Consider the following 13,280-nt stretch of genomic DNA (forward strand, 5'->3'; position numbering starts at 1 on the left):
GCGCCCTTCCGTTTTTTTTTGCTTGATTCCCGTGGCACCTGCAGGCGATATGAATATTCCTACAAATAAATCAGAAAGATCTCAAGAAGCCAGCATGGCTGACGATAACCACTATGAAGGTTTTCAAACCATGCCAGGCGGTTGCCCGGCCGGAAGCCGCAACACCCCATTTACGAGGATTTCGTCATGGCTTTATCCGTAAACACCAACATCACGTCCTTGGGCGTTCAGAAGAACCTGAACAAGGCTTCCGACGCACTGAGCACCTCGATGAGCCGCTTGTCTTCCGGCCTGAAAATCAACAGCGCCAAAGACGATGCTGCCGGCATGCAGATCGCTAACCGTCTGACCAGCCAGGTCAAAGGCCTGACTGTCGCTGTGGCTAACGCCAACAACGGCGTGTCGATTGCCCAGACTGCTGAAGGCGCGATGCAAGAATCGACCAACATTCTGCAGCGTATGCGTGAACTGGCCCTGCAATCGGCGAACGGTTCGAACAGCGATGACGACCGTACGTCCCTGCAGCAGGAATTCACGGCGCTGACCGGTGAATTGACCCGTATTTCCCAGACTACCAACTTCGGTGGCCGTAAACTTCTGGACGGTTCGTTCGACAACGTAGGCTTCCAGATCGGCGCCAACGCCAACGAAACCATTTCGTTTGGTATGACTGATATCAGTGCTACCGGCCTGAAAGGTTCCTACGGCGAAGCCAAGGCTGCTGGTGCGGCGACTGACCTCGCTGCGACTGCGGTAGGCGGCGAAGCCGAGATCGGCCAGTTCTCTACCGTCAACGCTTTCACTCCGACCGACGGCACCTTGACGCTCAACGGCACTTCGATTGCGCTGCTGGCTGCCGATACCCTTGCGCAGTCGATTACTAAAATCAACGACCAAAGTGCTGTTACTGGCGTCAAGGCCCAAGCTGTTGGCGCGACGCTACAGTTGACCTCGGCTTCTAGCTTCACTGCAGCCGGTTCTGCTGCGGGCATTCTTCCCGCGGCGGCAGTTGTTGCCAAAACCACGACCACCAACAGCGCCGCGCAAATCAGCATCAATGGCACTGAAATCACCATTGCAGCGGGTCGTACACTGGCTCAGGTTGCTGCCGACATTAATGGCACTGCAGGTGCAAACACCACTCTGACCGGTGTTACCGCGACAGCTGCCGACGGTCGTCTGACCCTGACTTCGGCTGACGGTAAAGCTATTAAGCTGGATAACGGTTCTAATACCACCGACGGTCCAGGGGCTCTGGCCAAGCTGGGTCTGCAAGCAGGTACGTCCCAGGCCAAGCTGACTACCGACACTTCGGTGGTCCTGAACGGCGTAGAAGTGAAGTTCAAGAAGGGTGACACCGCTGACGCGATCGTTTCCTCGATCAACAGTGCAAGTACCGGCGTTACGGCCAGCAAAAATGCTGACAACACCCTGGCGCTGTTCTCCAACAAGACCTTCACCGTTGCCAATGGCAGCGCTGGCACTGGTCTGGCTCAACTGGGTCTGACAGCTGCCACGTCGACGGCAGTTACCGTGGAAACCACCGTTTCCAACCTGAGCATCCAGGATGCAGCTTCGTCGCAGCGATCGGTTCAGGCGCTGAACGATGCGATCCAGCAGATCGACAGCCAGCGTTCCCAGTTGGGTGCAGTGCAAAACCGTTTCACCAGCACCGTTGCCAACCTGCAAAGCATTTCGGAAAACTCCACTGCTGCCCGTAGCCGTGTGCAGGACGCCGACTTTGCTTCGGAGACTGCCGAGCTGACCAAGCAGCAAACCCTGCAACAGGCTTCTACTGCCATTTTGTCGCAGGCTAACCAACTGCCATCGTCGGTACTGAAACTGCTTCAGTAATCGCTTAAGGCTGGTTAAAGACGGAAGGGCGCCTAGTGCGCCCTTCCGTTTTTTTTTGCTTGATTCCCGTGGCACCTGCAGGCGATATGAATATTCCTACAAATAAATCAGAAAGATCTCAAGAAGCCAGCATGGCTGACGATAACCACTATGAAGGTTTTCAAACCATGCCAGGCGGTTGCCCGGCCGGAAGCCGCAACACCCCATTTACGAGGATTTCGTCATGGCTTTATCCGTAAACACCAACATCACGTCCTTGGGCGTTCAGAAGAACCTGAACAAGGCTTCCGACGCACTGAGCACCTCGATGAGCCGCTTGTCTTCCGGCCTGAAAATCAACAGCGCCAAAGACGATGCTGCCGGCATGCAGATCGCTAACCGTCTGACCAGCCAGGTCAAAGGCCTGACTGTCGCTGTGGCTAACGCCAACAACGGCGTGTCGATTGCCCAGACTGCTGAAGGCGCGATGCAAGAATCGACCAACATTCTGCAGCGTATGCGTGAACTGGCCCTGCAATCGGCGAACGGTTCGAACAGCGATGACGACCGTACGTCCCTGCAGCAGGAATTCACAGCGCTGACCGGTGAATTGACCCGTATTTCCCAGACTACCAACTTCGGTGGCCGTAAGCTTCTGGATGGTTCGTTCGACAACGTAGGCTTCCAGATCGGCGCCAACGCCAATGAAACCATTTCGTTTGGTATGACTGATATCAGTGCTACCGGCCTGAAAGGTTCCTACGGCGAAGCCAAGGCTGCTGGTGCGGCGACTGATCTGTCTGCCAAAGTGACGGGGGCCGAAGGCCAGTTTGCGGGCTTTGGTACCACCAACGCGTTCACTACCACTACAGCCGCTCGCGTTTTGACTGTCAACGGTACTGACATTGCAATGGGCACGGGCACTACCCTGGCTCAGGCGGTTGATCTGGTTAACCAGCAGTCGAGCAAAACCGGCGTGACCGCAGTAGTTGATACTGGTCAGTTGAAAATGACTTCAGCAACCGCCTTTAGTGTCCAAGGCAGCACTACCGAAGTCGGCCCGGCGGTGGCTACCCCTGCTGCTGCGTTCACTGGCCTGGTCAGTGGCGCTGAAATCAATATCAATGGCACTGCAGTGACTATCGCTGCTGGCCAGACCCTGACCCAGGCAATCGGTACAATTAATGCCACTGCTACCGTAGCCGCTACTGGTGTGACTGCTTCCCAGCAGGACGGCCGTTTGGTTCTGACTTCTGCTGACGGTAAAGCTATCAAGCTGGATAACGGTACTAACGCTACTACCGGTCCGGGCGCGCTGTCCAAGTTGGGTCTGCAATCGGGTACTACCCAAGCCAAGCTGACCGCCGACACTTCGGTGGTCCTGAACGGCGTAGAAGTGAAGTTCAAGAAGGGTGACACCGCTGACGCGATCGTTTCCTCGATCAACAGTGCAAGTACCGGCGTTACGGCCAGCAAAAATGCTGACAACACCCTGGCGCTGTTCTCCAACAAGACCTTCACCGTTGCCAATGGCAGCGCTGGCACTGGTCTGGCTCAACTGGGTCTGACAGCTGCCACGTCGACGGCAGTTACCGTGGAAACCACTGTTTCCAACCTGAGCATCCAGGATGCCGCTTCGTCGCAGCGTTCGGTTCAGGCGCTGAACGATGCGATCCAGCAGATCGACAGCCAGCGCTCCCAGTTGGGTGCAGTGCAAAACCGTTTCACCAGCACCGTTGCCAACCTGCAAAGCATTTCGGAAAACTCCACTGCTGCCCGTAGCCGTGTGCAGGACGCCGACTTTGCTTCGGAGACTGCCGAGCTGACCAAGCAGCAAACCCTGCAACAGGCTTCTACTGCCATTTTGTCGCAGGCTAACCAACTGCCATCGTCGGTACTGAAACTGCTTCAGTAATCGCTTAAGGCTGGTTAAAGACGGAAGGGCGCCTAGTGCGCCCTTTTTTTGTCTGGATTCAAGCTGATAACACTCTTCTAGATCAAGATTCAGTGCTATTTGCAAGTGGAAAAGGGTCGGACTGCAAAAAAAACCTAAAGAAGCCGGCGATGTCGACGATAACTCTTGTGTAAGGTTTTCACTATCAAGCCAGGCGGTTGCCCGGTCGGAAGCCGCTAATACCATTTACGAGGACTTTGTCATGGCTTTATCTGTCAATACCAACATCACTTCTCTGGGCGTTCAGAAGAATCTGAACAAGGCTTCCGACGCGTTGAGCACCTCGATGAGCCGCCTATCTTCGGGCCTGAAAATCAACAGCGCCAAAGACGATGCTGCCGGCATGCAGATCGCTAACCGTCTGACCAGTCAGGTCAAAGGCCTGACTGTCGCTGTGGCTAACGCCAACAACGGCGTGTCGATTGCCCAGACTGCTGAAGGCGCGATGCAAGAATCGACCAACATTCTGCAGCGTATGCGTGAACTGGCCCTGCAATCGGCGAACGGTTCGAACAGCGATGACGACCGTACGTCCCTGCAGCAGGAATTCACGGCGCTGACCGGTGAATTGACCCGTATTTCCCAGACTACCAACTTCGGTGGCCGTAAACTTCTGGACGGTTCGTTCGACAACGTAGGCTTCCAGATCGGCGCCAATGCCAATGAAACCATCTCGTTCGGTATGACTGATATCAGTGCTACAGGCCTGAAAGGTTCCTTCGGCGAAGCCAAGGCCGCAGGTGCTGCGACTGACCTGGCGGCTTCGGTAGTTGGAAGCTCATCGCTGCCGTTTGCGGCGCAAGGTGCTGCGGCATATACCACGGCAACAGCCAACAACACTCTGAAACTCAATGACACCACTATTGATCTGGCGACGGGCACCACTGCCGGTCAGGCCGTAGCGCTGATCAATGAAAAAACGTCCTCCACTGGCGTCACCGCCTCGCTGAGTGCGGCGAATGAGTTGGTGCTTCAGTCTGATAGTGCCTTCACTGCCACAAGTAACAGTGCAGAAGCGGGCTTTGGAACTGCGACCGCAGCTGCGCGCACGCTGGTTGGTGATACCGACATCAGCGTCAATGGTACGCTGGTCAATCTCACGAATGGCATGGACCTGGCTGCTGTCGCTGGTGCCATTGAAGCTGAAAAAGCCACTACTGGTGTAGGTGCTAGCGTTGCAAACGGTCGTCTGTTGTTGACCTCTGAAGATGGCAAGGCTATCAAGCTGGATAACGGTGGCACTGCCAACGGCCCGGGTGCTTTGGCCAAAATTGGTCTGCAAGCAGGTACGTCCCAAGCTAAGCTGACCGCCGACACTTCGGTGGTCCTGAACGGCGTAGAAGTGAAGTTCAAGAAGGGTGACACCGCTGACGCGATCGTTTCCTCGATCAACAGTGCAAGTACCGGCGTTACGGCCAGCAAAAATGCTGACAACACCCTGGCGCTGTTCTCCAACAAGACCTTCACCGTTGCCAATGGCAGCGCTGGCACTGGTCTGGCTCAACTGGGTCTGACAGCTGCCACGTCGACGGCAGTTACCGTGGAAACCACTGTTTCCAACCTGAGCATCCAGGATGCCGCTTCGTCGCAGCGTTCGGTTCAGGCGCTGAACGATGCGATCCAGCAGATCGACAGCCAGCGCTCCCAGTTGGGTGCAGTGCAAAACCGTTTCACCAGCACCGTTGCCAACCTGCAAAGCATTTCGGAAAACTCCACTGCTGCCCGTAGCCGTGTGCAGGACGCCGACTTTGCTTCGGAGACTGCCGAGCTGACCAAGCAGCAAACCCTGCAACAGGCTTCTACTGCCATTTTGTCGCAGGCTAACCAACTGCCATCGTCGGTACTGAAACTGCTTCAGTAATCGCTTAAGGCTGGTTAAAGACGGAAGGGCGCCTAGTGCGCCCTTCCGTCTTTTCTGGCTCCGTTTGCGGGCGAGATCGATCTGATTGAAAACACGGCCTACAGTCGTGTTTAGGAAAATAATCCGCAAAAATTCTCAAGCTACACGTTTTTGGGTCGATATACCTTACGAGGCTTTATAAATCACCTCAGGCAGTTGCTAGGTCGACAGTACAATTTTTAAAAACGGTCTGCCCTGAAGTCAAAGCTTGAGTAGGGCGGTACGGCAATTGGCTGGGGCACACTGTGGCGTAGCCTTCTATTTTTTCACTTGAATAATTAGGTGGCACAGATGGATATGAGCGTGAAGCTGAACTTATCCTACACGACGGCTGCAGCGGCCCAAGTCGTGAAGACGCCCGAGATCGTCAATCAGCCCAAAGTCGAGGTGACCGCCCAGGCCGCCCGCGAGCCCAAGCGGGACGATTTGGAGAAAGCGGTGACAGATATTCGAGAGTTCGTACAGGCAGCGCGGCGTGAGCTGGATTTTTCCATCGATGACTCTACAGGGAAGGTGGTGGTCAAAGTTATTGCTACCGATAGTGGAGAGGTAATTCGACAAATTCCCTCGGAAACCGCATTGAAACTGGCACAGAGTTTGACCGATGCCAGCAGCCTGCTGTTTGATATGAAAGCCTGAATTGGCATGAAAATTGTTTGTGTCTGCGCTTGAAGGGGCTTTTGTCAAGAAAGCTGCAGCCACCGGTTAAGGAGCAAAAAGATGGCGAGTTCAACGATCAGTGGCGTGGGATCTGGCGTCGATACACAGGCAATCGTCAAGGCTTTGGTGGAGGCAGAAAAGGCACCAAAGCAAGCGCAGATTACCGCCCAGCAAAAGACCACGACTACGCAGTTGTCCGCTGTCGGCAGTGTTAAGTCTGCGATGGAAGCTTATCGTGCGGCCATCGCCAAGCTGAATACGGCCTCCTCATTCACGGGCCTGGCCGCCACGTCCTCTGAAGAGAAATTCGCCAAGGTGACCTTGGGTGACTCCGCCTCCAGTGGCAGCTATGCGCTGCATGTAGAGAAACTCGCTACTGCATCCAAAACCCAATCGGCAGTGTTTGCTGATGGTGCTTCGACGGTCGTTAACTCCGGTTCGGAGGCTCAGATACTTACGATTTCCCAATCTGATACCGACCATAGGGTATCGATCCCGGCGGGTGCCACGCTGCAACAGACGCGTGATCTGATCAATACCCAGCTACAGTCTAAAGGCCTTAGTGCAAATATTCTGACTGACGCCAATGGTTCGCGCTTGGTGATGACTTCGCAGACCACTGGCAAGGGCAGCGATATTACCGTTGCTTCCGGTACGCTTGGCCTGGGCACTTTTACGAGAGTGGGTGAGCTTGCACAAAATGCTGAGTACACCATTGATGGTATTGCAATGGAGTCCACCAGTAACAAGGTTACGTCGGCGATCAGTGGTGTGAATCTGGAGTTGATCGCAAAGGGTGACAGTTCCATCAAGGTGGCGAGCAATACCGATACCCTCAAGACCTCGGTGCAGTCGTTTGTTACGGCCTACAATGCTTTAATTGGCTCGATCAACAGCCAGACCAAGGTAACTGCCACTGGAGAAACTGCGACTACTACGGCGGGTGCTCTGACTGGTGACGCGACTATGCGTCAGTTGGTTTCTACCTTGCGTGGTGAGCTGCTTAACGGCTCGGGTTCGGGCGCCCTGGCCAGCCTATCGCAGATTGGCCTAAACACTGACCAGAAGACTGGCCTGCTGTCCCTTGACAATAAAAAGTGGGACAAGGCGGTAGCTACTGGTGGGGCGGATGTCGCGGGTTTGTTCACCGGCGATAAGGGTTTGATCACCCGCATGACTAAAGCTACTGACAGCTATGTGGGTACTACTGGAGTTCTGGCGTCGCGAACCAGTAGCCTGGACGCTAAACTGACGGATCTGGACACCGAGCAGAAAGCCCTTGACCGTCGAATCGAGAGTCTGCAGTTGTCCCTAAGCGCAAAGTACAATGCCATGGACTCCTTGGTGGCTAAGCTCCGGGCCAGCAGTAGCAGTATCATGACTACGCTCAACTCATTGAATAATCCCAAGACGACCTGATTAGCGCTTGGCTCTTTGGGTTTGGATCAATTGCGTTTTTGATCCGGGCCTATGCGCTAGCGTTTTAAAGTTTTTTGTCGCGTGGTCGACATAATAGTTAGAACAGTTTTTCAGCTATTTCCGGTAGGGAGTTAGAGATATGAACCCCATGAGAGCCCTTCGTCAGTATCAGAAGGTCAATTCCCACGCGCAGATTTCCGAAGCCAGTCCGCACCGTCTTGTGCAGATGCTGATGGAGGGTGGGTTGGATCGTTTGGCGCAGGCAAAAGGCGCTATGAGCCGTGGCGATGTGGCACAGAAAGGGTTGATGCTCGGCAAGGCGATTGAAATCATTTCGGGGTTGCGCGAAGGTCTGGATCCGGAAAAGGTTGAAGATCCGACGTCGATCAAGCGTCTGGATGAGCTTTATGCCTACATGACATCTCGTTTGGTTGAGGCCAACAGTGGCAACGACGCTCAGATGATTGATGAGGTTGCAGGCCTGCTGATCACTGTTAAAAGCGGTTGGGATGCCATTGCTGCCGAGGCAGCCAATTAAGGCCGCCGGCCTTGAGGAACACAGCATGAGCCACGCACTGCAACGCATTGACGAAACCCGCGACGCCTTGATCGGTGCGCTGGCAGAACGCAATTGGGATGCTATCGGCGAGTTGGACATGGGTTGCCGCGCCTGTATCGACGAAGTGCTCAGTGAAGCGCCGGTGGACGAGGGTGCGCTGCGCGAGAAGCTGGAGAGCCTGTTGGTGGTCTACCAACAGCTGCTGGAGGTGACGACCGGCGAGCGCCAGGCGATATTTGAAGAGATGTCGCAGATCAACCAAGCGAAAAATGCGTCAAAGGTTTACCATCTGTTCGGCTGATCTGGCTCAGTTAATCCGAACATAGCGCGTCATAAATTTGACTGCTCGCATAATTTTGACTTAACTAGTGCTATTTTCAGACGTCAGGTAACCGTAGCGCAGAAAACGCCTACAGCTATCTAGATTGCCCCGATTCGAGGGCATTAGAGTTTTACTAGGGAAGTTGCTATTGCATGTGGCGTGAAACGAAAATTCTGCTGATTGATGACGATAGCGTCCGTCGCCGCGATTTGGCGGTGATTTTGAATTTTCTTGGTGAAGAAAATTTACCCTGCGGCAGCCACGATTGGCAGCAGGCCGTCAGCTCTTTGTCATCGAGCCGTGAAGTCATCTGTGTGCTGATCGGGACGGTAAACGCTCCTGGCGCAGTTCTTGGCCTGTTAAAGACACTCTCATCCTGGGATGAGTTCCTTCCCGTGTTGCTGATGGGCGATATTTCTTCCGTGGATTTGCCGGAAGACCAGCGCCGCCGTGTGCTTTCTACCCTGGAAATGCCCCCCAGCTACAGCAAATTGCTCGACTCCCTGCACCGTGCCCAGGTCTATCGCGAGATGTACGACCAGGCCCGCGAGCGCGGTCGTCACCGCGAACCCAACCTGTTCCGCAGCCTGGTCGGCACCAGCCGTGCGATCCAGCACGTGCGCCAGATGATGCAGCAAGTGGCCGATACCGACGCCAGCGTGCTGATCCTCGGCGAGTCCGGCACCGGCAAGGAAGTGGTCGCGCGCAACCTGCATTACCATTCCAAGCGCCGCGACGGACCTTTCGTGCCGGTCAACTGTGGGGCGATCCCGGCAGAGCTGCTCGAAAGCGAACTGTTCGGCCACGAGAAGGGCGCCTTTACCGGGGCGATCACCAGCCGTGCCGGGCGTTTTGAGCTGGCCAACGGCGGCACCCTGTTCCTCGACGAAATCGGCGATATGCCGTTGCCGATGCAGGTCAAGCTGCTGCGCGTGTTGCAGGAACGCACCTTCGAACGCGTGGGCAGCAACAAGACCCAGAGCGTCGACGTGCGCATCATCGCCGCCACCCACAAGAACCTCGAAAGCATGATCGAGGTCGGCAGCTTCCGCGAAGACCTGTACTACCGCCTCAACGTATTCCCCATCGAGATGGCTCCGCTGCGCGAGCGTGTGGAAGATATCCCGTTGCTGATGAACGAGCTGATCTCGCGCATGGAGCACGAAAAGCGCGGCTCGATCCGTTTCAACTCCGCCGCAATCATGTCCCTGTGCCGCCACGGCTGGCCGGGCAACGTGCGCGAGTTGGCCAACCTGGTGGAACGCATGGCGATCATGCATCCGTACGGGGTGATCGGCGTGGTCGAGTTGCCGAAGAAATTCCGCTACGTCGACGATGAAGACGAGCAATTGGTGGACAGCCTGCGCAGTGATCTCGAAGAACGCGTAGCCATCAACGGCCACACCCCGGACTTCGGTGCCAATGCCATGTTGCCCCCCGAAGGCCTGGACCTTAAGGACTACCTCGGCAGCCTCGAACAAGGGCTGATCCAACAAGCCCTGGACGACGCCAATGGCATCGTCGCCCGTGCCGCCGAGCGCCTGCGCATCCGCCGCACCACGTTGGTGGAGAAGATGCGCAAGTACGGCATGAGCCGGCGTGAAGGTGATGAACAGGCGGATGATTGACGCCTGTTTTTTAACCTGCTGAAAAATAAGGATATTTTTTTCGGCACGGGTATTGCTATAGCACTCGCAACGTTCCGTTTAACTGACGGTCAGCCAAGCGAGAGAGCACGATGCCCCACGCCGCCCACCTTTCTTCAGTCCCTGACACCCAGGGACTTGTCCCGTCCGTAGAGCAGATCAGCCGGCAAGGGCTTGAGCAGGCGTTTTCGCTGTTCAGCCAGATGTCCAGCCAGTTGACAGACTCCTACAGCCTGCTGGAAGCCCGGGTTTCGGAGCTTAAGGGCGAGTTGGCGGTGGTCAGTGCCCAGCGCATGCAAGAGCTGGCCGAGAAAGAGCGCCTGGCCAACCGTCTGCAAAACCTCCTCGACCTGTTGCCCGGTGGCGTGATCGTGATCGACGACCAGGGCCGCGTGCGCGAAGCCAACCCTGCGGCCTGTGACCTGCTGGGCCTGCCGCTGGAAGGCGAGCTGTGGCGCCATGTCATCACCCGCTGCTTTGCCCCCCGTGAAGACGACGGCCACGAAATTTCCCTCAAGGACGGGCGCCGCCTGTCCATCGCCACCCGTTCCCTGGACGCCGAGCCTGGTCAATTGGTGCTGCTCAACGACCTGACAGAAACCCGTCACCTGCAAGACCAGCTGGCGCGCCATGAGCGCTTGTCGTCCCTGGGGAGGATGGTGGCTTCGCTGGCGCATCAGATCCGCACGCCGTTGTCCGCTGCGTTGATCTACGCCAGCCATTTGACTGATGAGCAATTGCCGACCGCCACCCACCAGCGTTTTGCCGGGCGGCTCAAGGAGCGCCTGCATGAGCTGGAGCACCAAGTGCGCGACATGCTGGTATTCGCCCGTGGCGAATTGCCGCTGACCGACCGGGTCACGCCCGCCGCCTTGATGCAGTCGCTGCAGGCCGCCGCCGCCACCCATGTACAGGAAGCCTCGGTGCGTTGGCAGTGCGACAGCCATTGGGGCGAGCTGCTGTGCAATCGCGACACCCTGGTGGGCGCGCTGCTCAACCTGATCGAAAACGCCAGCCAGGCCAGCGGCCCGGGCGCGCGACTCAAAGTGCACCTGTACAGCCGCGAGCAAACCCTGCGCCTGTGCATCAGCGACAGCGGCAGTGGGATTGATCCAGCCGTGTTGCAGCGCCTGGGTGAACCCTTCTTTACCACCAAGACCAACGGCACCGGCCTGGGGCTGACCGTGGTCAAGGCGGTGGCCCGTGCCCATCAGGGAGAATTGCAGTTGCGTTCCCGTGTGGGGCGCGGCACTTGTGCATTGATAACGCTGCCGCTGTTTTCGGGCACGGCAAGCGCGGAGTAAACAACACGCTTATGCCCTGTGGCGAGGGGGTTTATCCCCCGTTGGGCTGCATAGCAGCCCCAATAAGATCGATGACTTTTTCTGATAGACCGAGTGAGCGGTTTTAGGGCCGCTACGCAGCCCAACGGGGGATAAACCCCCTCGCCACGGGGCAAAAATGCAGCTGCCTTTTCAAAAACCTTGAAAAGGATGGGAGTAAGGATAAATGGCTATCAAGGTTTTACTGGTTGAAGACGATCGCGCCCTGCGTGAAGCACTGGCTGACACGCTGTTGTTGGCGGGCCATGACTATCGGGCGGTCGGTTCGGCCGAGGAAGCCTTGGAGGCGGTGGAGCAAGAGTCCTTCAGCCTGGTGGTCAGTGACGTCAACATGCCTGGCATGGACGGCCACCAATTGCTCGGCCTGCTGCGGGCACGCCAGCCGCAACTGCCGGTGCTGTTGATGACCGCCCACGGTGCGGTAGAGCGCGCCGTCGATGCCATGCGCCAGGGCGCGGCAGATTACCTGGTCAAGCCTTTCGAGCCCAAGGCCTTGATCGAGCTGGTGGCACGCCATGCTCTCGGCGTCGTCGGGGCGGCAGACAGTGAGGGACCGATTGCCTGCGAACCGGCCAGTGCGCAACTGCTGGAGCTGGCGGCCAAGGTTGCCCGCAGCGATTCCACGGTACTGATCTCCGGCGAGTCCGGTACCGGCAAGGAAGTGTTGGCGCGCTATATCCACCAGCAATCCCACCGCGCCAGCCAACCGTTTATCGCGATCAACTGTGCTGCGATCCCCGACAACATGCTCGAAGCCACCCTGTTCGGCCATGAGAAAGGCTCCTTTACCGGCGCCATCGCCGCCCAGGCCGGCAAGTTTGAGCAGGCCGATGGCGGCACCATCCTGCTCGACGAAATCTCCGAAATGCCCCTCGGCCTGCAAGCCAAGCTGCTGCGCGTGCTGCAAGAGCGCGAAGTGGAGCGGGTCGGCGCACGCAAGCCGATCCAGTTGGATATCCGCGTGGTCGCCACCACCAACCGTGACCTCGCCGGCGAAGTGGCGGCGGGGCGCTTTCGTGAAGACTTGTTCTACCGGCTCTCGGTCTTCCCGCTGGCCTGGCGCCCGTTGCGTGAGCGCCCGGCCGATATCGTGCCGCTGGCCGAGCGCCTGTTGAACAAACACGTCAATAAAATGAAGCATGCCCAGGCGCGCCTGTCGGCCGAGGCCCAGGCCTGCCTGATCAGTTACCCATGGCCCGGTAACGTGCGTGAACTGGACAACGCGATCCAGCGTGCGCTGATTTTGCAGCAGGGCGGCCTGATCCAGCCCCAGGACTTCTGCCTGGCGGTCGGTGCCGGTACGGCGCCGATGCCGAGCCTGGCCCCGGCGCCTTTGCAAAGCGCGCCGGCCGAGGCCGCAGGTGGCTTGGGCGACGACCTGCGCCGCCGCGAATTCCAGATGATTATCGACACCCTGCGTGCCGAACGTGGCCGCCGCAAAGAGGCTGCCGAGCGCCTGGGCATCAGCCCGCGCACCTTGCGCTACAAGCTGGCGCAAATGCGCGATGCGGGTATGGACGTGGAAGCGTTTCTTTTCGCCAGCTGAGATACACATCAGCTGACAAGGTTTGTCGGCTTTTCTTACGAGTTGCCATGGAGCTGGCACCCTTGTTGCTACCACCCCTACTAACCGCTGCGTAGTGT

Annotated in this window: 10 protein-coding genes; all 10 read left to right on the plus strand. The window is 57.2% G+C overall.

The genetic code is table 11. The features are described from left to right. Window positions 1-186 precede the first annotated feature (186 nt). The 10 genes from GDV60_RS08350 (at window position 187) to GDV60_RS08395 (ending at window position 13,182) form a co-directional block, all read left to right on the plus strand. Window positions 187-1,854, plus strand: a complete 1,668-nt coding sequence (locus GDV60_RS08350; protein WP_092234523.1) for a flagellin — start codon at window positions 187-189, stop codon at window positions 1,852-1,854. Window positions 1,855-2,077: 223 nt separating this feature from the next. Continuing rightward, window positions 2,078-3,748, plus strand: a complete 1,671-nt coding sequence (locus tag GDV60_RS08355) for a flagellin (RefSeq protein WP_092234526.1) — start codon at window positions 2,078-2,080, stop codon at window positions 3,746-3,748. Window positions 3,749-3,989: 241 nt separating this feature from the next. Next, window positions 3,990-5,648 carry a flagellin gene (locus GDV60_RS08360; protein WP_092234528.1) on the plus strand — a complete coding sequence of 553 codons (1,659 nt, stop codon included), beginning with the start codon at window positions 3,990-3,992 and terminating at the stop codon, window positions 5,646-5,648. Between the two features lie 330 nt (window positions 5,649-5,978). Next, window positions 5,979-6,326 carry a flagellar protein FlaG gene (locus GDV60_RS08365; RefSeq protein ID WP_159906852.1) on the plus strand — a complete coding sequence of 116 codons (348 nt, stop codon included), beginning with the start codon at window positions 5,979-5,981 and terminating at the stop codon, window positions 6,324-6,326. An 81-nt stretch (window positions 6,327-6,407) separates the two neighbouring features. Further along, window positions 6,408-7,766 carry a flagellar filament capping protein FliD gene (gene fliD / locus GDV60_RS08370; RefSeq protein WP_159906854.1) on the plus strand — a complete coding sequence of 453 codons (1,359 nt, stop codon included), beginning with the start codon at window positions 6,408-6,410 and terminating at the stop codon, window positions 7,764-7,766. Between the two features lie 139 nt (window positions 7,767-7,905). Next, window positions 7,906-8,304, plus strand: coding sequence for a flagellar export chaperone FliS (gene fliS / locus GDV60_RS08375; protein ID WP_092234537.1), 399 nt, complete (start codon window positions 7,906-7,908; stop codon window positions 8,302-8,304). A gap of 25 nt (window positions 8,305-8,329) precedes the next feature. Beyond that, window positions 8,330-8,626 carry a flagellar protein FliT gene (gene fliT, locus GDV60_RS08380; RefSeq protein ID WP_029292500.1) on the plus strand — a complete coding sequence of 99 codons (297 nt, stop codon included), beginning with the start codon at window positions 8,330-8,332 and terminating at the stop codon, window positions 8,624-8,626. Window positions 8,627-8,799: 173 nt separating this feature from the next. Beyond that, window positions 8,800-10,275 (plus strand): sigma-54 dependent transcriptional regulator, encoded by a 1,476-nt coding sequence (locus GDV60_RS08385; protein ID WP_159906856.1) that lies wholly within the window; start codon window positions 8,800-8,802, stop codon window positions 10,273-10,275. 110 nt (window positions 10,276-10,385) lie between these two features. Next, window positions 10,386-11,597 carry a PAS domain-containing sensor histidine kinase gene (locus tag GDV60_RS08390; protein WP_029292505.1) on the plus strand — a complete coding sequence of 404 codons (1,212 nt, stop codon included), beginning with the start codon at window positions 10,386-10,388 and terminating at the stop codon, window positions 11,595-11,597. A gap of 205 nt (window positions 11,598-11,802) precedes the next feature. After that, window positions 11,803-13,182: a sigma-54 dependent transcriptional regulator gene (locus GDV60_RS08395; protein WP_029292507.1), complete on the plus strand. Its 1,380-nt coding sequence runs from the start codon at window positions 11,803-11,805 to the stop codon at window positions 13,180-13,182. Window positions 13,183-13,280: the final 98 nt, after the last annotated feature.

Source organism: Pseudomonas sp. DTU12.1, assembly GCF_009873475.1.
GTDB lineage: Bacteria > Pseudomonadota > Gammaproteobacteria > Pseudomonadales > Pseudomonadaceae > Aquipseudomonas > Aquipseudomonas proteolytica.

Bases quoted from the DNA above. Each gene is read 5' to 3' on its own strand.
- GDV60_RS08350 (WP_092234523.1), top strand. From the start codon at position 187: ATGGCTTTATCCGTAAACACCAACATCACGTCCTTGGGCGTTCAGAAG.
- GDV60_RS08355 (WP_092234526.1), top strand. From the start codon at position 2,078: ATGGCTTTATCCGTAAACACCAACATCACGTCCTTGGGCGTTCAGAAG.
- GDV60_RS08360 (WP_092234528.1), top strand. From the start codon at position 3,990: ATGGCTTTATCTGTCAATACCAACATCACTTCTCTGGGCGTTCAGAAG.
- GDV60_RS08365 (WP_159906852.1), top strand. From the start codon at position 5,979: ATGGATATGAGCGTGAAGCTGAACTTATCCTACACGACGGCTGCAGCG.
- fliD (WP_159906854.1), top strand. From the start codon at position 6,408: ATGGCGAGTTCAACGATCAGTGGCGTGGGATCTGGCGTCGATACACAG.
- fliS (WP_092234537.1), top strand. From the start codon at position 7,906: ATGAACCCCATGAGAGCCCTTCGTCAGTATCAGAAGGTCAATTCCCAC.
- fliT (WP_029292500.1), top strand. From the start codon at position 8,330: ATGAGCCACGCACTGCAACGCATTGACGAAACCCGCGACGCCTTGATC.
- GDV60_RS08385 (WP_159906856.1), top strand. From the start codon at position 8,800: ATGTGGCGTGAAACGAAAATTCTGCTGATTGATGACGATAGCGTCCGT.
- GDV60_RS08390 (WP_029292505.1), top strand. From the start codon at position 10,386: ATGCCCCACGCCGCCCACCTTTCTTCAGTCCCTGACACCCAGGGACTT.
- GDV60_RS08395 (WP_029292507.1), top strand. From the start codon at position 11,803: ATGGCTATCAAGGTTTTACTGGTTGAAGACGATCGCGCCCTGCGTGAA.